Raw genomic sequence first — 18,118 nt, forward strand, 5'->3', positions numbered from 1 at the left:
GCGACAATGATGTTAAAGAGTCAACAAAAATAATTAGAATTAACTTTGTGGTTATTTTTCCAAACTAGATTCATTTAATAGCGTTTTTATTTATAGTAAAATAATCCAATTAAGAATAACTAAGTTTTACAGGGTATTATTAAAGTTAAATGACTAAACTTAAGGTTTATATTACCATCCCTATTCCTCATTCTTTTTTGTTACTATTTTAAAAGACTATAGGAATGTGAAAGGGATGTAGAACATGAAAAAAAGCTACTTACTACTTGCACTAGTATCCATCCTAATTTTCACAGGTGGATTCTTTTCAGGAATGTTATATTCTAGTAATAGTACAGATCAAGCGAAGAAAAATACACAAATGGCCCCTAAATCCGCAAAAAAATTAAAACAAAAACAAATACCTAAAATAGAACAAAAAAGTTCTAAGGTATTAATTGGATATGTTCAAGATTTTCGGGATCCTAATACAATTAATTATTCTAAATTAACACATACTATTTTCTCCTTTGCTCATCCTACAAAAGATGGAAGTCTTTTAATGAATGGCGATAGCGCTTTGTCAAATTTGCGCACAATGGTTCAACAAGCACATAAACGGGATACAAAGGTAATGCTTGCAGTTGGTGGCTGGTACCATATTAATGGAGGAGAGTCATACGAGTATTTTAGAGCAGCGATCTCCAATCCCGCATCCCGTACTAAGCTAATCAATGAACTTGTTGGAATTACTGAGCGAGAAAATTTAGATGGTATTGACATTGATTTTGAACATCCTCGCTCTAAAGAGGATGCAAAAAATCTTGCTACTTTTATGAAAACGTTAAGTGATAATCTTCATCCTAAAAATAAGGAGTTATCAATCGCTGTTTATTCTAAGATTCATAGTGTGACAGGAACAGAAATTGCTTCTGTTATCTACGAACCAACAATGTTTAACTATGTTGATCATGTCAATATTATGGCATATGATGGTCAATGGGATGGTGAGTATGATGCAGCTAACTTATCTCCATATCCTTTTGTAGAAAATATCGTTAGCTACTGGACAACTCTTTTTGATAAACAAGGTATTAATAAAGAAAAACTTGTATTAGGTGTTCCGTTTTATGCGCAGCCTGAAGACGTGTCAATTAAACAGGTTTCATATGAAGCAATTATTAATAGCAATCCCACAAATGCAAAGCGTGATACCGTTAAGATGAACGGTACGACCTATCATTACAATGGGGTGGAAACCATTCAAAAGAAAACAAATCTTGCATTAGACAACGGCTTTGGCGGAATGATGTTGTGGGAACTAGGACATGATGCAAAAGGGTCACATAGTTTGACAAATGTTATCTCACAGGTACTTGATAAGGAAAATGCAGAACAAAAACAAGTAACCATTTATTCAAAAGATGAGGAAAGTAAATGAACGAAAAACTGTTGGGGATCTCAACAGTTTTTTTGTTCCGTATATTGTTATGTAGAATTACTATGTCTGTAGTGTTTATACAAATTCACAACTAATTGTCATAAAATAGACATAAGTTAAAACCCTTTTTCGACATGTAGTTATAATGACCTTATCATATACTAGGCTTGTTCTTAATTATGTAATAAAAGGTGACATTGGATTGTTGGACTATAAGAGTATGTTTTTGTTCTTCTTAATTTGGGTAATTTTAAAAAGAGAGATCATTTTACAGGGAGAATCCTTACTATTCAATGTGACTTAAATAAAAGTGAAAGGAGAAGGTATCTTGTCAAATTTGACTATAAAACATTACTTTTTAGAAGTAACCGAGAGAATCAAAATCGAAGAGGTATTGTTTCAGCACTTATCAGAAAATGTAGATGAAGTATTATGTTTAGATGACCATACACTTTTGGAATTATACAACAGTAGAATAGTTGAAAAATCAATTTCCTAATGAAAAAAATTAAAATACATATACAAGCTGTTGTTGTTTTTTTAACAGCTTGTTTTTTTTTGCAGGATTTCTCACCTTTGTTAAGAACTATTATAGTAAAGTTGTATTGAACTATAAACAATTTAAATAGAGTAATGCAACTTATAAAGGAGGATAAAAATGATAAGAAAAATGCCATTACAAAAACGTGAGATTACAACAAGTCGCCTTGTATTAGGTTGTATGGGGTTTGGTGGAGGCTGGGATAATAATCCGATTACGAAAGAGGACAATCTTATCGCAGAAAAAGCTGTTGATGCCGCGTTATCAAGTGGGATTACGATGTTCGATCATGCAGATATTTATAAGATGGGAAAAGCAGAGACGATCTTTGGTGGAATTTTAAAAAATCGCCCAGAATTAAGGGAAAACATAGTTATTCAATCAAAATGTGGAATACGTTTTCCGGAAGGGAATACACCACATCGATTTGATTTTTCAAAAAGTCATATTTTATCTTCTGTAGATGGAATATTAAAGAGATTGAATACCGAATACATAGATATTTTATTATTACACCGCCCAGATCCTTTAGTTGAACCTGAGGAAGTTGCAGAGGCATTTGAGGCGTTAAAAGCATCTGGAAAAGTGAAAAATTTTGGAGTATCAAACATGAGTGCAGCTCAAATCAAAATGCTAAGTGCATTTTGTTCAGATCCACTTATCGTAAATCAACTAGAGTTAAGCCTTAAACGTATTGATTGGTTGGAGCAGGGTGTATTGGTAAATCAAAAAGCGGGAACGGATATTAATTTTGCTGATGGAATTATTGAGCATTGCCGCTTAGAGGATATCCAGATCCAAGCATGGGCTCCTTTGGCTTATGGAATGTATTCAGGGCGTGAAATGGAAAATGTAACAGAAGCTGACTTGCAAACTAAAGACCTCGTTCAAAAAATGGCAAATGAGAAGGGGACTTCAACAGAAGCAATTGTTCTAGGTTGGTTAATGCGCCATCCTGCTCTAATTCAGCCAGTGATTGGCTCAACAAATCCAGAACGAATCAAAAACTGCCAAGATTCAGTGCGCCAAGCTGAAATGATGACTCGTGAAGAGTGGTATTCATTGTACACAGCATCACGTGGGAAAAAAATGCCTTAATCTATTGAGATAGGAAAGAGACAGAATGAGTGTAACTTCAGAGACAATTGATCAGATATTAGAACATTACTTTTCCGCTGATAAAACATGTCTTGTTTATCAGGGGAAAAGTGGTTATAACAATACCACCAGATATATTGTAAATGATAATAAAAAATATATCCTTCGTATTTATGAAACACATAAAGACAAAGAAAAAGTAAAGCTAGAGCATGAGGTTTTAGTAAGGCTTAATGAAATTGAGGGTTTACCTTTTAAAGTTCCTGTTCCGATTTATACAAATGAAGGAAAAACATACCTTCGACTACATAATGGGTCAAACAAGCTTGGTTGTATCTATACATATATAGAAGGAGAGAATCCTGTCTTTGATTATTCCAGAGTATTGTATTCTTTTGGCAAAAGCACCGGAGATGTATTACGCGCTTTACAGGGGCTCCAAGTTCATCAGCCGTTTATTTATCGACCTTATTATGAAATTGAACATACACATCCAAATTGTGGGATCAATCAGGTCGTTCAATGGTGTACAAATCCTCCGAAGGAGTTTACAGAATTTAAGTCAAAGTTATCGTGGATCGCAAAACAAATGCTCCAATTTCAAACGTTCGTTCCACGACTTAAGACTCTACCACATCAAGTAATTCATGGTGATCTAAACGAATCAAATGTCTTAGTTGGTCAAAATGGAACGATAGAGGCTATATTAGATTTTGAATTTGTAACATATGATCTTCGCGTAATGGAAGTGGCTGTTTGTATATCAGAAATAATTGTAAAAGAACCAAATGAATCAATATTATGGGAAAAGCTCACAACGTTTTTCAGAGGATTTTCGTCTGTTCTGACTTTAACAAAACCTGAAATTGATGCTTTACCAATCTTGGTTCAGTTAAGACGATTAGATGTTTTTGTTCATTTTCTAGGACGATATTTAGATGGAATCGATAAACAGGATGTTCTGAAAGAGCAAATCATTAAAACGGTTACAAATAAGGATTGGTTATGTGATGGTGGGAATAAGCTTACTAGGTTATGGAGTGGTAAATAGTTATAACTAAACTAAAAAGATAATGAAAACGGTGCTCATTATCTTTTTAATTTTAGGCTCTGTTAAATCTAATTGTTGTTTTAATAGCGGGGAGAAAACTTTTCCGCTTATTTATCAACAGTATTGTTTAACAGCGCCTTGTTTTTAAAAAAGGACTATATATCATTACCTTTCAATTCTTCTTTCATCCGTTCTTCTTCTTCCTTCACACAAATTCGAGTTATTTGTTCATTTAGCATATGGTGTAAATAGTCTGATTCCTCACAAATGATATCATTTTTATCTTTCATATTAAAAGATCACTCCTTAAAGTGTTTCATAAATTATTCTTAATTGAAATCTCGATCTATTTTTATTTTTACATTGAAGCCACTAATATATACAATAAAGTAAATAAGCCAATATCAGGATTTAAAATCATGATATTGGCTTATAAAAGTTTAGTGGTTAAAAATAGTCTATACAGAACATAGATTTTCTGTTCTCGTTTGAGAATAAAGAACATGTTCTAATTCTTTTTCGGATGCTTCATAAAATTGACGACCATCGGGCATTTTGTATAGATTTCTATGTAGTAGGGCATCAATGATTTCACCCTTGTTATTTATCGATTGTTTCTTGTGTTCAGACATGAAAAAACACTCCTTATTTGTAAGCGTTTACATTTATTATTTTAAACAATTATGATATAAATGTCAATCGATTAATTTACTTAATATTAAATAACTAGAACAATGTGTACCTTTCCAATTAAAAAGCATTGTGAATTTAATTTTTATTGATTTTTTTAAAATAAAGGTTTTTACATGTCCGAAGAAGAAAATCAGTGATGTATAATAAAGAAATGATAGCGTTAACAAAGGAGCTGGAGATGATGAATTCGATCCACAAGAAATTAAAACCAATGTTAAAAGATTTTGTAGAAAAAGGTCCTGCAGGCTGTGCTTGTTCAGTCACTCATCAAGGAAAAACGGTATTTGAAGACTATGTTGGAATGGCAGACATCGAATCACAAAAACCAATAACAGAAGATACAATCTATCGAATATATTCAATGACAAAAGTCGTTACTTGTACAGCAGCCCTTATGTTATATGAGAGAGGCCATTATTTACTTAATGATCCTCTTGAAGATTATTTACCGGAGTTTATAAATCCCCAAGTTTACCGGGAAAATGATAAGGGGGAGCTATACACTACTCCTGCGGAAAGGTCGATTACAGTTAAAGATCTATTCACGATGACATCGGGGTTAACTTATCCAGGTGATGCAAATGAAACGGAGCGCCAACTTACAAAGGCCATGCATGTTTTAGAACAGCAGGAGAACCTTGGCGAAATAGTCAATGCACGGACTATTTCAAAAAAATTAGCATCGATACCATTAGCATTCGATCCAGGGACCAGGTGGCATTACAGCTTTAGTCATGATGTCTTGGGAGCATTTATTGAAGTAGTATCTGGAAAAACGTTTGGGCAATTTTTAAAAGATGAAATTTTTGATCCATTAACAATGAACGATACATTCTTTAGAATTCCCGATGATAAGAAAGCCAGACTTTGTAGCCTGTATAATCGGGATGAAAATGGAAATTTATCGAAAAATATAGAGATGGATGCACATATTCAACCAGATGCAACATTTGAAAGTGGTGGAGGTGGTCTGCTTTCGACACTTAGTGATTATAGTCGTTTTGCACATATGCTCGCAAATGGAGGAGAATTAGATGGAGAACGCATTATAGGACAAAAAACTATTAATCTTATGGCTACTAATCAATTAACAACAGAAAATTCATCTAATTATAACTGGAATTATCTTAAAGGCTACGGTTACGGACTTGGAGTTAGAGTCATGGTTGATCCAGCTTTAGGTGGAAGCAACAGCTCTATAGGTGAATTTGGTTGGTCAGGATTATTAGGGACGTGGGTGTTAATTGATCCAAAAGAAAAGCTATCTGCAGTTTATATGCAGCAAATGATGCCTAATTTAGAGGCTTATCACCAACCAAGACTGCGATCTGTGATATACGGGGGAATTTGAGGAGATTTCTTTTTATAAATTATTAAATTGATGAAACTAAAAAACTCCACTAAATAATAAGTAGAGGTAGTGTCATTACCTCTACTTATTTTCTTTAAAATTTTTCTAAAAATTCCATTGACCAAATCCAAAGAGTTAACTATAATCAAAAAGAAAAGGAAAAAACCAAACAAAAAAGATATAAAAAAAACAGAACATCAAAAAAATATAAACAAAAAGAGAATTTATTAAACCTTAAAGGGAAATTAGTGAACAAAACAGAAGCTTGTAAAGGAAATATGGAGGGATTAAAAGCAAAAGAAGTAGAAAGTGAATGGATAATTGTAACCGTTTTAATCTATCGTGAAAATTTCTTTGCAAGCTTAAATGTTTAGAACTCATATGGAGGGAAATGTAATGGTTCAAAATGAAGTTTTTATCGAAAGAAGAGAAGTAATTCATCAAATTGATTTACTAATGGATAATCTTACACAAATAAAAGATAATACTGGTGAATTTTTATTAAACTTCGATGGTTTAGTTGTAGATGATAAGAGCTGGAATGTTTGGAATTGGCCGCAAGGTGTTGGATTATATGGAATCTTTAAATATTGGAAACTAACAAATAGTCAGAAGGCTTTAACGATAATAACAGATTGGTTTAAAGCAAGATTAGAAGAAGGTGTCCCACCTAAAAATGTTAATACAATGGCTCCGTTTTTAACATTAGCCTTTTTGTATGAAGAAACGAAGGATCAAACATTTGTGCCATACTTAGAAGATTGGGCAGAGTGGGTAATGTATGATATGCCGCGTACGAAAGAAGATGGACTTCAACATATGACATATGGTCCAGAAAACAAAAATCAGCTTTGGGATGACACATTGATGATGACTGTTTTGCCATTAGCTAAGATTGGTAAGCTTTTTAATAAACCTGAATATATCGAAGAAGCAAAGAAGCAATTTTTAATTCATATAAAATATTTAAGTGATCGAAAGACAGGATTATGGTTCCATGGTTGGACATTTGAAGAAAATCACAATTATGCTGAAGCGCTATGGGGAAGAGGTAATTGTTGGATTACAATTGCTATTCCGGAAATTATTGAAATTTTAGAGTTAAAAGAAGGAGATTTCTTAAGGGAATTCCTACTCGATACATTAAATAGACAGATTGAAGCATTGGCTAGCTTCCAAGATGACAGCGGTTTATGGCATACATTAATTAATGATAAAACGTCTTACCTTGAAGCATCAGCAACAGCAGGTTTTGCTTATGGGATCTTAAAATCAGTTCATAAACGTTATATTAGTCAAGAATATAAGGAAGTTGCATACAAAGCGATCCAAGGAATTTTAAAAGAAATTAACGATGAGGGCGCCCTGCAAAAAGTGTCAGTAGGAACAGGTATGGGTGATAGCTTAAACTTTTATAAAGAAATTAAAATTACGACGATGCCATATGGGCAATCATTAGCAGTTCTTTGCTTGTCGGAATTTCTACACTATTATATCTAAAATTATTCTTTTTTAGAAAATAATTTCATCAGAATAATAGACTTGGTTATGGTGCAATCTTAAGTTAATTTTGCATTATACCAAGTCTAAAAAGAAAGGCGTACGAAATTATTTCGCAGGGGGAAACTGAGATGAAAAAGATTATACCTATCATACTTATAGGCTTGTTGTCTGTAATTTTGTTTACTGGCTATAGCAAAAATGAGAACGATTCCATAGTTTTACGATTTGCTTATGCTAGTAATAGTCAACCAGTAAAAGATGCAATGGCTGAGTTTGGAAAATTACTAACGGAAAAAACAAATGGTGAGGTTACTGTTGAATATTTTCCAGATAGTCAACTAGGTGGAGAAAGAGAGTTAATCGAATTAACACAAACAGGTGCAGTTGATATTACAAAAGTAAGTGGATCTGCACTTGAAAGTTTTTCAGAAAAGTATTCTATCTTTGGTCTTCCATATTTATTCGAGGATGAAACACATTTTTATAAAGTAATGGACAGTGAAATTGTAAAACCAATTTATGATTCAACAGAAGCGTTAGGCTTTGTAGGCTTAACCTATTATGATTCAGGGCAAAGAAGCTTTTATATGACAGAAAAGCCAATAGAAAAACCGAGTGATTTAAATGGAAAAAAAATAAGGGTTATGCAAAGTCAAACAGCGATAAAAATGGTGCAATTATTAGGTGGTTCACCAACACCTATGGATAGTGGTGAAGTATATACTTCGTTGCAACAAGGAATCCTTGATGGTGCTGAAAATAATGAGTTTGCTATCACAGAAGCTGGACATGGTGAGGTAGCAAAGTATTATTCATATGATGAACATACAAGAGTGCCTGATATCATGGTTATGAATAAAGAAACATTAGACAAATTAACTGAATCACAAAGACAAGCAGTATATGAAGCGGCTAAAGAATCAACAGCATTTGAAAAAGTTGTTTGGAAAGAAGCGGTTGATCAAGCAAAAGAAAGAGCTGAAAATGAATTTGGTGTTGTTTTTAATGAAGTAGATAAAAAGCCGTTCCAAGAAGCAGTACAGCCGTTGCATGATGAGTTTGCAAATAAAGAAGGTTTCAAACAATTATATGAAGATATCATCAAGATGAAAGAAAATAAATGACAGAGGTTGATACGATGAGAAATTTAAAGAAAAGTGTTGATAGAATAATTGAATTTCTTACTTGTACTTTATTCGTTGTAATGGTAGCGGTTGCAAGTTGGCAAGTCTTGAGCCGCTTTATCTTAAAGAGTCCAAGTACATTTACAGAAGAGCTATTAAGGTATAGTTTGATCTGGCTTGCCATGTTAGCTGCTGCCTATGTTGTCGGGAAAAATCAGCATATTGCGATTACCTTTTTAAGAGATCGTTTGGTTGAAAATTCTAAAATCACCCTAGATATTTTGATTCAATCGATCTTCTTAATATTTGCAGCGGTTATTATGGTTTATGGTGGTGGAAGAGCGGTTTCTTTAACAATGGCTCAAATTTCTCCAGCTTTACATTTACCAATGGGCTTTGTTTATTTGGCATTACCGTTATCTGGAGTATTTATTCTTTTTTATAGCACAACAAATATTATTGAGTTAATGAACAAGAAGAAAAAAATATCCTATATTAATGAAGAAAAAAAAGCAAGTTAATCGTTCATACAAGAAGTTAGATCAAAAAATAAGAGCAGGTGATTCAAATGGTGTTACAAGCTAGTTTAATTTTAATTATAGTATTTGCATTATTAATGGTAATAGGAATACCTATTGCTATTAGTATCGCAACAGCGTCCCTGGCAACGGTATTAATCGTTTTACCTTTCGATATATCTGTATTCACATCAGCCCAAAAGATGATAACAAGTTTAGATAGTTTTTCACTTTTAGCAGTACCATTTTTCATATTATCAGGAATTATTATGAACAATGGTGGAATCGCTATCAAATTAGTGAATTTAGCAAAATTAATAGGTGGAAGAATTCCAGGTTCATTGGCCCATACAAATATAATAGGGAATATGTTTTTTGGATCTATCTCTGGTTCTGCGATTGCAGCATCAACAGCAATTGGCGGTACATTGAGTCCACTCCAAGAAAAAGAAGGGTATAGTAAGACATTCTCTGCAGCTGTTAATATTGCTTCAGCTCCAACAGGGATGTTAATACCTCCAAGTTCAGCATTTATCATTTTCTCATTAATAAGCGGAGGAACTTCTATTGCCGCTTTGTTTATGGGAGGTTATGTTGTTGGAATATTATGGGGATTATCTGTAATGGTTGTTGCCTATATTATAGCTAGAAAGAAAAAATATTCAATTACATCAAAGGTTTCCTTTAATGAAGCAAAAAAAATCATCATCGAAGCAATTCCTAGTTTGTTATTGATTATTATTATCATTGGAGGAATTCTTACTGGTGTCTTTACAGCAATTGAGGCATCTGCAGTTTGTGTGGTCTATTCATTATTCTTAGCGCTTGTTTTTTATAGATCATTATCTCTTAAACAATTACCAAGTGTTTTGGTGCAAGCAGTTGAAATGACTGGTGTTATTATGTTTTTAATAGCAGCATCATCTGGCATGGCTTTTGTAATGGCGCTAACAGGTATACCAGAAGCACTAAGTAATCTTATTTTGGGTATTTCAGACAATAAATTCGTTATCCTTGCATGTATTACGATAATTTTATTAATTATTGGTACGTTTATGGATATCGCACCAGCGATCTTAATCTTTACCCCAATCTTTTTACCAATCGCAACAAGCTTAGGAATTGACCCAGTACATTTCGGCATCTTTTTTATCTTTAATTTATGTATTGGAACAATAACACCTCCAGTTGGTACAGGCTTATTTGTTGGAGCAAGCGTTGGGAAAGTGAAGATAGAGCAAGTACTTAAACCACTTATTCCGTTTTATGTAGCGATCATTGTTGTTTTGCTGTTAGTTACTTATATACCACAAATAAGTTTATTCCTGCCAAATGCATTTGGTTTATAAACTTTATGATAATGTTACCTCCTTGTGATGTATATGCGAGGGGGTTAATTTATTTTAAAGTTTTGATTAATTTTTAAAATTTGATACAAACTATTAAAAAGGGTAGAGGGGGTAGGATGTGTTGAAAAAAGAAGCTATTGAAAAAATTGAAAACCATATAGTTACCATCATTCTTGCTGTCATAATAGTATATTTTATTTGTGCAACTTTTTTTGGGTATGATTTACCAGCTGGGATATTATCTTCACTATTCAACTAATAAATACTAAAAATTAAAAATAAAATTGATGCAAACGATTGCACTATTTAAGTAAATATGATATTTTAATTTAAGACAAAAGAAAAGAATTATTTTATTCATTATACCCACTTGTGCAATCGGTTGTCCAAATGAATAGAAAATTAGATTATATTGGAGGTCCATAATGAAATTAACGTCATTTGATTTTTGGCAAAAGTTTGGTAAGGCTTTATTAGTAGTCGTTGCAGTTATGCCTGCAGCTGGAATTATGATTTCTCTAGGTAAATTAGTCGGAATGATGGGAGTAGATATATCTTTAGTGCAAACGTTTGCATTAGTGATGGAAGAAATCGGTTGGGCTATTATCGGTAATCTTCACGTATTGTTTGCAGTTGCAATTGGTGGCTCATGGGCAAAGGAACGCGCTGGAGGTGCATTTGCAGCGTTAATTGCTTTTATCCTAATCAATCGAATCACGGGTGCTTTATTTGGTATAAATAACGAAATGTTGAGTGATCCTTCAGCTACTGTCAATTCGTTATTTGGAAGTGAGCTTATTGTTAAAGATTATTTTACCTCTATTTTAGGTGCACCAGCTTTAAATATGGGTGTATTTATAGGGATTATTTCTGGGTTCTTAGGTGCTAATATATTCAATAAATACTATAACTATAGTAAACTACCACAATCGTTAGCGTTTTTTAATGGGAAACGCTTTGTACCATTCGTTGTGATTGGTGGATCGATAATAACAGCAATAATCCTTGCTATCGTTTGGCCGTTTGTTCAAGGACTTTTAAACGATTTTGGAAAATGGATTGCGACATCTCGAGACACTGCTCCAATTATTGCACCATTTATCTTTGGAGCTTTAGAGCGTCTATTACTTCCGTTTGGCTTACATCATATGCTAACGGTTCCAATGAACTATACGGAACTTGGTGGAACATATACGATCTTAACAGGTTCAAGTGCTGGACAGACCGTAGCAGGGCAAGATCCATTATGGCTAGCGTGGATTGCTGACTTAAATAACTTTCTTGCAGCAGGTGATACAGATAGCTATAAGGCATTATTAAATGATGTTACACCTGCACGATTTAAGGTAGGTCAGATGCTTCTTTCTTGTGCAGCTTTAATAGGGATTGCCTTAGCAATGTACCGAAATGTTGATAAAGAAAAACGTACGAAATATAAATCTATGTTCTTGTCAGCGGGTTTAGCGGTATTTTTAACAGGTGTAACTGAACCCATTGAATTTATGTTCATGTTTGCAGCGCCTGTTCTATACGTTGCCTACGCGATTATGACTGGAATGGCATTTGCGATAGTTGACCTTATCGACATCCGTGTGCATTCTTTTGGTATTATCGAACTTTTCACAAGAACTCCAATGATTATTAAAGCCGGTTTATGGCTTGATCTAGTTAATTTCATCATTGCTTGTCTCGTATTTTTCGGCTTAAACTTTACGGTAGCCAATTTTATGATAAAAAAATTCAAATTACCTACACCAGGTCGTTTGGGTAATTATATTGATGAAGAAAACGGAGAGAATGCACAAGATAATCAAAGTAATGATAAAAATCAAAATGATGATTCTCTAGCAACTACAATTATTGGTTTATTAGGAGGAAAAGAAAATATCGAGGATGTCGATGCATGTATGACTCGTCTTCGTGTAACAATTAAAGATGTAGATGCTGTCGCTTCCGAACAACAATGGAAGAAAAACGGTGCTTTAGGTTTAATTATTAAAGATAAAGGTGTACAAGCTATCTATGGACCAAAAGCTGATGTGTTAAAATCTGACATCCAAGATCGTTTAGGAGCATAAAAGATGAAGCTATTAACTTTAAATTGTCATTCATGGCAGGAAGAGAATCAGCTTGATAAGATTCAATATCTAGCAAAAACGATAAAAGAAAAGTCCTATGATGTAATTGCCCTGCAAGAAGTAAGTCAGCTTATTGCGGGGGATAAGATAGCTGGGACAATAAAAAAAGACAATTATTTAACTATTTTATTGAACGAACTAAAAGTGCTTGGTGTTACGAATTACGATTATATGTGGGACTTTTCACATATAGGATTTGATAAATATGAAGAGGGTCTAGCTATATTAACAAAGCATCGAATAGAAGAAAAATCTTCCTTCTATATTTCTCTTTCAGATGATCCAGCCAATTGGAAAACGAGAAAAATTGTTGGAGTGAAAATTCGATATAATAATGAGTACATTTCTTTTTATTCCTGTCATCTAGGTTGGTGGGGAGATGAAGAGGAACCCTTTCCAAAACAAGTTGATAATCTACTCGCAAATGTCACTAGGGATGGAACGTTCTATTTAATGGGCGATTTTAACAATAGTGCTTCAGTTAAAGCAGAAGGATATGACTATTTGCTTAGTAAAGGGCTTTATGACACGTATGAATTAGCAATAGATAAGGATAGTGGAACAACAGTCGAAGGCAAAATTACTGGTTGGGATACAAATAAACAAGATCTACGAATTGATTATATTTTTACAAATAAACAAACTTTAGTGAATAAATCTAATGTCATTTTTAACAATGTTAATAAGCCGATTATATCTGATCATTTTGGCATAGACGTTGAGTCGATAGAATGATTTAACTTACATTGATGTTTACCATTACGAAAGGGTGGTATGCTTTTGATCTAGTTGTCAAAGCTCTTATCCACAGTACAAGAATTTTATCGTTTAAATAACAAGTAAGAAACCGCTTAGGTAAGTTTAGTTGCCCAAGCGGTTTTTTACGGTGTTGATGTTTACACCACTTATTTTCCAGTCTTGAAATTAGAAATAATATATCCAATTATAGCACCGATAATCGCGGGAACTAACCATCCCATACCTATATTGAAAAGAGGGATATAGGAAAGCCAGTCATTTATGACCGATAGATTTAGATTAGTTGCATTTAGGCCATCGACAATACTAAATATAACTGTAGCAGATAAACTAATAATATAGACAATTGATTTTATTCCAAAAGCAATGTCAAAGAAAGACAATATAATTAGAACAATCGCTAGGGGATAAATCGTAACTAATAGTGGAACTGAAAATGAAATAAGTTGCGATAATCCAAAATTTGCAATACAAGTGCTAAAAATGGTAATAACCAAAATTATTTTTTTATATGAGATGGTAGGAAAAACCTTTGATAAGTAATTCCCGCATGCTGAAACTAAACCAACGCTTGTTGTTAAGCAAGCAAAAGTTATCGCTAATCCTAGAACAACATTTCCTAAAGACCCAAATAGAATATTAGCAGCACCTGATAATATTACACCACCATTTTCTGAGTAGCCTAGAGAAGAGACACTTGTTGCCCCAATATATGAGAGTGAAATATAGACAAAAATTAAACCAATTGCTGCAATGATACCTGCTTTTAATGAGACTATTGTTATTTCTTTTCGTTTTACGATACCACGTTCTTTTACTGCAGAAATAATGACAATTCCAAATACTAATGCACTTAACGTATCCATCGTTAAGTACCCTTCTAAAAATCCTTTGAAAAATGCTCCTTCCAAATACACACCTGTAGGAACTTCTAATCCTCCCATTGGTGTAAGAAGTGCTTTTACTGTCAATAAGATAAGAATTAGAATTAAAGCAGGAGTAAGAATTTTTCCAATTCTATCAATAAGCTTGCTTGGGTTTAAAGCTAACCAAAATGTGATTCCAAAAAAGAGAAGCGTATAAACAAGTAAAGAAACCCAACTATTTTCAAATGAACTTGGTAAAAAGGGTGTAATTCCAATTTCATAGGCAACTGTTCCAGTTCGAGGAATTCCAAATAGCGGTCCAATTGTTAAATATAAAACAATAGAAAAGATGATACCGAATTTTGGATGGACCTTTTCACCTAATGTTTGGACATCACTGCCAGTTAAAGCAATTGCTAGTATACCTAAAAAAGGAAGACCAACACCTGTAATTAAAAATCCGCAAATAGCACTCCATACATGTTCACCTGCTTGTTGACCTAATGCAGGTGGGAAAATCATATTACCTGCTCCGAAAAATAGTGCAAAAAGCATTAAGCCGATAACGACTGTCTCCTTACCGGACATTTTTTTATTCATAATATCCTCCTATAAAGCAAAACTTCTTACCAGCAAATTCCTGCCGGTTATGTAATTAAAAAGATCACAGATAATTATCCTAACATAGAAATTAAAATATTGTCCAAAGTCGAAAAAATTTTAATATTAAATATTTTCATACTATTTAATTCCTAGTTGATATGTGAAAAGTTATCTTCTAGAAAAAATGGATTTCTTAATCATAGGATTATGATTGCCGAAAAAACGTTAAAACATATATATAAATAGTAAGATGTCCACAAGGAAAAACCTTGTTAGATTCAACAAGGTTTTTCCTTAATTTTTCCAATATTAAAATTACCATAAAGTAGGCTTCACGACCATAAACCATAGCATGGCCATTAAAAGAATAATATAAGTCCAAATCGTACGGTTTAGTTTAGCAGCAAGCTCTTCTTTACTATGCTCTTCTTCATGAAACCTTTGTAGTGTCGGTGAAAAAGCACGAGCTAGAAAGAATAATGAACAAAAAAGGATAATTAGCGTCATGACGATCCAAGGTGTTCCCCAAGTCCAAGGACCAGACAAAACAAGCAAAGCTCCTGAACCAACTAATACATGACCTGAATGCTTTGATAGTCGGACAACAAAACGAAATGTATCTAAGTAAATAGTTAATTCAGTTTCTCTTGCCGCCCTCAATTTTTTAACAAGCGGCAAAAGAATAAAAAATGGACCGATAGAAGCGATGACACTAATAACATGAATATAAATAACAATTTTGTATAGTATGTAATTCATTCCTTCTGGTATTACTCACTAACTGGGCTAAACTCATGCACCCAAACTCTCATTTGCGGAAGCCAAGGCATTCCTGGATGATAAGATAAAATAGATTGCTTATATTCTTCTACAGTATCAAATCCTTCCTGTTTTGCATGCTCATCAGTTAATTCGCCTAAAGATTGAGAATACACGCGATCTACCTTGAATTTCTTATCCTTTAGTTCCATAATTTCTCCAACGTCGGCATATCTACCATTACGGCGAGTCGCTGTTTTCTTACCTTCAAGTACTTTGTTAACATCTTCCTCCATAGTTACAAGTCGCTCAACAGAGCATGTCTTTGGTGGTAATGTATTATGTACATCATGATTAGTCATTTAATAAAACTCCCTTCATTCTTGTAATCCTTTTTACTATATCATATGTCTAACAATACAAGTAACAAGATAGTGAAGAATATTAATTTGCCTCCTTCGTAAGCTGATAAAAAACGTGATATGATAGGATAAATGGTAGAGTATAGGATGTATAGAAAGAGGAAAGTAAAAATGATCATAAGAATAAAAAATTATAGCTATATCTTCTTTGGATTTATTTTCCTAGGTTTAGGAATGTTAGGAATTATCTTACCTTTATTGCCGACTACACCATTATTGCTTTTAGCTTCGGTATGTTTTGTCAGAGGGTCTAAGAAGTTCGAAGTTTGGTTTAAAAGCACGAAACTATATAAGAAGCATTTGGAAGAGTTTGTTAAAAATAAGGCAATGACAATAAGGCAAAAAGTGACTATTTTGTTATCTGCTGATTGTATGATTGCGATCCCTTTTATTTTATTAGATAGCTTTCTGATAAGAATGCTATTAATTTTAATCGTTGGTTATAAATATTATTATTTCATCTGTAAAATAAATACAATAAAAGCATCATAGTATTAAAAATATTCAAATGACTTTAGAAAAATAAAAAACATCCGATATACTTTGTAGATAAGTGAAAAGGAGAATCTATCGGATGAAAATGTTATACAACATGAAAATTAGCACAAAATTATTAGTATTAATTATCATTTCCACATTATCACTTGGTATTGTCGGATCAGTAGGCTACAAATATATGAAAGAAATGGCACTGGGCTCAGAAATTATCTATCATGAGAATTTATTACCAATCGAATGGTTAGGTCAAATCAGAACAAACAATCGAGCGATTGATTCTTATACGTTAGAATCGATGTTAACGAAGGATGCAAATAAATACGAAGAGTTAATGAATCAAATGAAGAAAGCAAGTACTGAAAATGTTACCTACATTTATTAATTCGAAAGTTTACAGTTTAAGAGATTTGAAAGCGGAGTATGGAGAGAATCCCTACTTCGCTTTGTTATTTTTGGAAATGGAAAGTTATTGTCACATGTCGGTTTCATTAGTTCCGATAAGTTTGATTTAAGTAAATAGTTGGCGAGACTCCTGTAACTTTTTTAAACACTCGACTGAAATAAAATGGATTAGAAAAACCTAAGGCATTACTTACTTCGGAAATATTGATCGTTTCCTTTTTTAACATCGTAATGGCTTTTTCGATTAAGAGCTCATCCTGGAATTGGGTAATGCTTTTACCAGTTTCTTTTTTAAACAAATAAGATAAGTATGCGTAGTTCATTCCGAGCCTGTTTGCAATTTCCTTACTGGACAATTTTTTGGAAGCTGTATTACTAAAAAGCTCAATCATTTTACCGACAATTCGATGTTGTTTGGTCTTTTTGGACTCTTCTAATCTATTTGCATATAAATCGATGAAGAATTGATAGGTTATCACACTTAAATAAAGTGGACGAATTGGATGAGGTGACATGTAATCCTCATTAAGCTTCTTTAGATGTAGTTCGGTATACTCAGGATTTAAAACCTTTCCTTGCTTTGGTAAGTTAATATGAGAATGATAGGTTTCCTCCAAGATCAATGAAGATTGCTGGTAATGTGAATATTCTGAGGTTTCATCCATGTTGTTCTGTTGGTGTGAATCATAAAAATGAATATAATACCATTCCGTACCTGGAGAGTATAAAGTTTTACCCCAATGAGGTACATTTTTTCTGAGAAAAAGATATGAGCCTCCATTTAATTGATACTCAACTCCATCTTCAATAACTTGAATCGTCCCTTTTTTAACATAAACAAAAACATGTATGTTTTCCATAAGTCGATCTGGATGTCCGCTTGTTCCCTCATTATCCCACATATGACCAATTTCTCTAATAAGAGGTAGGCTGTTTGAAAACAAAGTAACTTCATGCATCGTTTTATCTCCTCGCCCTTTTCTTTATTTTATCACAGAAAATCCAAAAAAAAGATATGCATTA

At 33.2% G+C, this 18,118-nt stretch carries 21 protein-coding genes; 15 read left to right on the plus strand and 6 right to left on the minus strand.

The window, feature by feature from the left end; translation table 11 throughout:
• The first annotated feature begins 244 nt into the window (after nt 1–244).
• The 4 genes from HUW50_RS20610 to HUW50_RS20625 all read left to right on the plus strand — a co-directional run bounded on the left by HUW50_RS20610 (nt 245) and on the right by HUW50_RS20625 (nt 4,110).
• Nucleotides 245–1,420: a glycosyl hydrolase family 18 protein gene (locus HUW50_RS20610; RefSeq protein ID WP_066337426.1), complete on the plus strand. Its 1,176-nt coding sequence runs from the start codon at nt 245–247 to the stop codon at nt 1,418–1,420.
• Between the two features lie 328 nt (nt 1,421–1,748).
• Complete coding sequence (locus HUW50_RS20615) at nt 1,749–1,919, plus strand: hypothetical protein (RefSeq protein WP_157094482.1); 171 nt, start codon at nt 1,749–1,751, stop codon at nt 1,917–1,919.
• Between the two features lie 162 nt (nt 1,920–2,081).
• Nucleotides 2,082–3,059: an aldo/keto reductase gene (locus HUW50_RS20620; RefSeq protein ID WP_066337994.1), complete on the plus strand. Its 978-nt coding sequence runs from the start codon at nt 2,082–2,084 to the stop codon at nt 3,057–3,059.
• 25 nt (nt 3,060–3,084) lie between these two features.
• Nucleotides 3,085–4,110: a phosphotransferase gene (locus HUW50_RS20625; RefSeq protein WP_066337424.1), complete on the plus strand. Its 1,026-nt coding sequence runs from the start codon at nt 3,085–3,087 to the stop codon at nt 4,108–4,110.
• A 155-nt stretch (nt 4,111–4,265) separates the two neighbouring features.
• Here the strand turns inward: HUW50_RS20625 and HUW50_RS27175 are convergent, their stop codons facing one another.
• Nucleotides 4,266–4,400, minus strand: a complete 135-nt coding sequence (locus tag HUW50_RS27175) for a hypothetical protein (protein ID WP_260445558.1) — start codon at nt 4,398–4,400, stop codon at nt 4,266–4,268.
• Nucleotides 4,401–4,568: 168 nt separating this feature from the next.
• Nucleotides 4,569–4,742, minus strand: coding sequence for a hypothetical protein (locus tag HUW50_RS20630; protein ID WP_157094481.1), 174 nt, complete (start codon nt 4,740–4,742; stop codon nt 4,569–4,571).
• A 242-nt stretch (nt 4,743–4,984) separates the two neighbouring features.
• Between HUW50_RS20630 and HUW50_RS20635 the strand changes: the two genes are divergently transcribed.
• The 9 genes from HUW50_RS20635 to HUW50_RS20670 all read left to right on the plus strand — a co-directional run bounded on the left by HUW50_RS20635 (nt 4,985) and on the right by HUW50_RS20670 (nt 13,521).
• On the plus strand, nt 4,985–6,154 hold the full coding sequence (locus HUW50_RS20635) for a serine hydrolase domain-containing protein (protein WP_185654090.1): 1,170 nt from the start codon (nt 4,985–4,987) through the stop codon (nt 6,152–6,154).
• Nucleotides 6,155–6,402: 248 nt separating this feature from the next.
• The gene (locus HUW50_RS27180) at nt 6,403–6,528 is read left to right on the plus strand and encodes a hypothetical protein (RefSeq protein WP_260445559.1); all 126 of its coding nucleotides are present in this window, start codon (nt 6,403–6,405) and stop codon (nt 6,526–6,528) included.
• A gap of 22 nt (nt 6,529–6,550) precedes the next feature.
• Complete coding sequence (gene bglB / locus HUW50_RS20640; protein WP_185653182.1) at nt 6,551–7,654, plus strand: beta-galactosidase BglB; 1,104 nt, start codon at nt 6,551–6,553, stop codon at nt 7,652–7,654.
• A 131-nt stretch (nt 7,655–7,785) separates the two neighbouring features.
• Nucleotides 7,786–8,781 carry a TRAP transporter substrate-binding protein gene (locus tag HUW50_RS20645; RefSeq protein ID WP_066337420.1) on the plus strand — a complete coding sequence of 332 codons (996 nt, stop codon included), beginning with the start codon at nt 7,786–7,788 and terminating at the stop codon, nt 8,779–8,781.
• A gap of 14 nt (nt 8,782–8,795) precedes the next feature.
• On the plus strand, nt 8,796–9,302 hold the full coding sequence (locus HUW50_RS20650; RefSeq protein WP_066337990.1) for a TRAP transporter small permease: 507 nt from the start codon (nt 8,796–8,798) through the stop codon (nt 9,300–9,302).
• A 47-nt stretch (nt 9,303–9,349) separates the two neighbouring features.
• Nucleotides 9,350–10,648 carry a TRAP transporter large permease gene (locus tag HUW50_RS20655; RefSeq protein ID WP_185653183.1) on the plus strand — a complete coding sequence of 433 codons (1,299 nt, stop codon included), beginning with the start codon at nt 9,350–9,352 and terminating at the stop codon, nt 10,646–10,648.
• Between the two features lie 121 nt (nt 10,649–10,769).
• The gene (locus HUW50_RS20660; RefSeq protein ID WP_185653184.1) at nt 10,770–10,907 is read left to right on the plus strand and encodes a hypothetical protein; all 138 of its coding nucleotides are present in this window, start codon (nt 10,770–10,772) and stop codon (nt 10,905–10,907) included.
• Between the two features lie 166 nt (nt 10,908–11,073).
• Nucleotides 11,074–12,726: a PTS transporter subunit IIBC gene (locus tag HUW50_RS20665; protein ID WP_185653185.1), complete on the plus strand. Its 1,653-nt coding sequence runs from the start codon at nt 11,074–11,076 to the stop codon at nt 12,724–12,726.
• 3 nt (nt 12,727–12,729) lie between these two features.
• Nucleotides 12,730–13,521 (plus strand): endonuclease/exonuclease/phosphatase family protein, encoded by a 792-nt coding sequence (locus HUW50_RS20670; RefSeq protein ID WP_066337414.1) that lies wholly within the window; start codon nt 12,730–12,732, stop codon nt 13,519–13,521.
• Between the two features lie 170 nt (nt 13,522–13,691).
• On the opposite strand, the gene brnQ is transcribed toward HUW50_RS20670, so the two are convergent.
• From brnQ to HUW50_RS20685, 3 genes are all read right to left on the minus strand, one after another.
• Nucleotides 13,692–15,011, minus strand: a complete 1,320-nt coding sequence (gene brnQ / locus HUW50_RS20675; protein WP_185653186.1) for a branched-chain amino acid transport system II carrier protein — start codon at nt 15,009–15,011, stop codon at nt 13,692–13,694.
• 318 nt (nt 15,012–15,329) lie between these two features.
• Entirely contained in the window at nt 15,330–15,764 is a 435-nt protein-coding gene (locus HUW50_RS20680; RefSeq protein WP_066337988.1) for a hypothetical protein, read from the minus strand.
• A 20-nt stretch (nt 15,765–15,784) separates the two neighbouring features.
• Nucleotides 15,785–16,135, minus strand: coding sequence for an ASCH domain-containing protein (locus HUW50_RS20685; RefSeq protein ID WP_066337409.1), 351 nt, complete (start codon nt 16,133–16,135; stop codon nt 15,785–15,787).
• A gap of 171 nt (nt 16,136–16,306) precedes the next feature.
• Here HUW50_RS20685 and HUW50_RS20690 point away from each other — a divergent pair, with 171 nt between their 5' ends.
• Together HUW50_RS20690 and HUW50_RS20695 are read left to right on the plus strand one after the other, a co-directional pair.
• Nucleotides 16,307–16,687 carry a YbaN family protein gene (locus tag HUW50_RS20690; RefSeq protein ID WP_157094479.1) on the plus strand — a complete coding sequence of 127 codons (381 nt, stop codon included), beginning with the start codon at nt 16,307–16,309 and terminating at the stop codon, nt 16,685–16,687.
• A gap of 82 nt (nt 16,688–16,769) precedes the next feature.
• Complete coding sequence (locus HUW50_RS20695; protein WP_066337402.1) at nt 16,770–17,075, plus strand: MCP four helix bundle domain-containing protein; 306 nt, start codon at nt 16,770–16,772, stop codon at nt 17,073–17,075.
• A 106-nt stretch (nt 17,076–17,181) separates the two neighbouring features.
• Here HUW50_RS20695 and HUW50_RS20700 read toward each other — a convergent pair whose 3' ends face one another.
• Nucleotides 17,182–18,054: a helix-turn-helix domain-containing protein gene (locus HUW50_RS20700; protein WP_066337401.1), complete on the minus strand. Its 873-nt coding sequence runs from the start codon at nt 18,052–18,054 to the stop codon at nt 17,182–17,184.
• Nucleotides 18,055–18,118: the final 64 nt, after the last annotated feature.

This window comes from Metabacillus sp. KUDC1714, assembly GCF_014217835.1.
GTDB classification, from domain to species: Bacteria; Bacillota; Bacilli; order Bacillales; family Bacillaceae; genus Metabacillus; species Metabacillus rhizosphaerae.

Excerpts from the sequence above, each read along its gene's own strand:
- HUW50_RS20610 (WP_066337426.1), top strand. The coding sequence starts at position 245 with ATGAAAAAAAGCTACTTACTACTTGCACTAGTATCCATCCTAATTTTC.
- HUW50_RS20625 (WP_066337424.1), top strand. The coding sequence starts at position 3,085 with ATGAGTGTAACTTCAGAGACAATTGATCAGATATTAGAACATTACTTT.
- HUW50_RS27175 (WP_260445558.1), bottom strand. The coding sequence starts at position 4,400 with ATGAAAGATAAAAATGATATCATTTGTGAGGAATCAGACTATTTACAC.
- HUW50_RS20630 (WP_157094481.1), bottom strand. The coding sequence starts at position 4,742 with ATGTCTGAACACAAGAAACAATCGATAAATAACAAGGGTGAAATCATT.
- HUW50_RS20635 (WP_185654090.1), top strand. The coding sequence starts at position 4,985 with ATGAATTCGATCCACAAGAAATTAAAACCAATGTTAAAAGATTTTGTA.
- bglB (WP_185653182.1), top strand. The coding sequence starts at position 6,551 with ATGGTTCAAAATGAAGTTTTTATCGAAAGAAGAGAAGTAATTCATCAA.
- HUW50_RS20645 (WP_066337420.1), top strand. The coding sequence starts at position 7,786 with ATGAAAAAGATTATACCTATCATACTTATAGGCTTGTTGTCTGTAATT.
- HUW50_RS20650 (WP_066337990.1), top strand. The coding sequence starts at position 8,796 with ATGAGAAATTTAAAGAAAAGTGTTGATAGAATAATTGAATTTCTTACT.
- HUW50_RS20655 (WP_185653183.1), top strand. The coding sequence starts at position 9,350 with ATGGTGTTACAAGCTAGTTTAATTTTAATTATAGTATTTGCATTATTA.
- HUW50_RS20665 (WP_185653185.1), top strand. The coding sequence starts at position 11,074 with ATGAAATTAACGTCATTTGATTTTTGGCAAAAGTTTGGTAAGGCTTTA.
- HUW50_RS20670 (WP_066337414.1), top strand. The coding sequence starts at position 12,730 with ATGAAGCTATTAACTTTAAATTGTCATTCATGGCAGGAAGAGAATCAG.
- brnQ (WP_185653186.1), bottom strand. The coding sequence starts at position 15,011 with ATGAATAAAAAAATGTCCGGTAAGGAGACAGTCGTTATCGGCTTAATG.
- HUW50_RS20685 (WP_066337409.1), bottom strand. The coding sequence starts at position 16,135 with ATGACTAATCATGATGTACATAATACATTACCACCAAAGACATGCTCT.
- HUW50_RS20690 (WP_157094479.1), top strand. The coding sequence starts at position 16,307 with ATGATCATAAGAATAAAAAATTATAGCTATATCTTCTTTGGATTTATT.
- HUW50_RS20695 (WP_066337402.1), top strand. The coding sequence starts at position 16,770 with ATGAAAATGTTATACAACATGAAAATTAGCACAAAATTATTAGTATTA.
- HUW50_RS20700 (WP_066337401.1), bottom strand. The coding sequence starts at position 18,054 with ATGCATGAAGTTACTTTGTTTTCAAACAGCCTACCTCTTATTAGAGAA.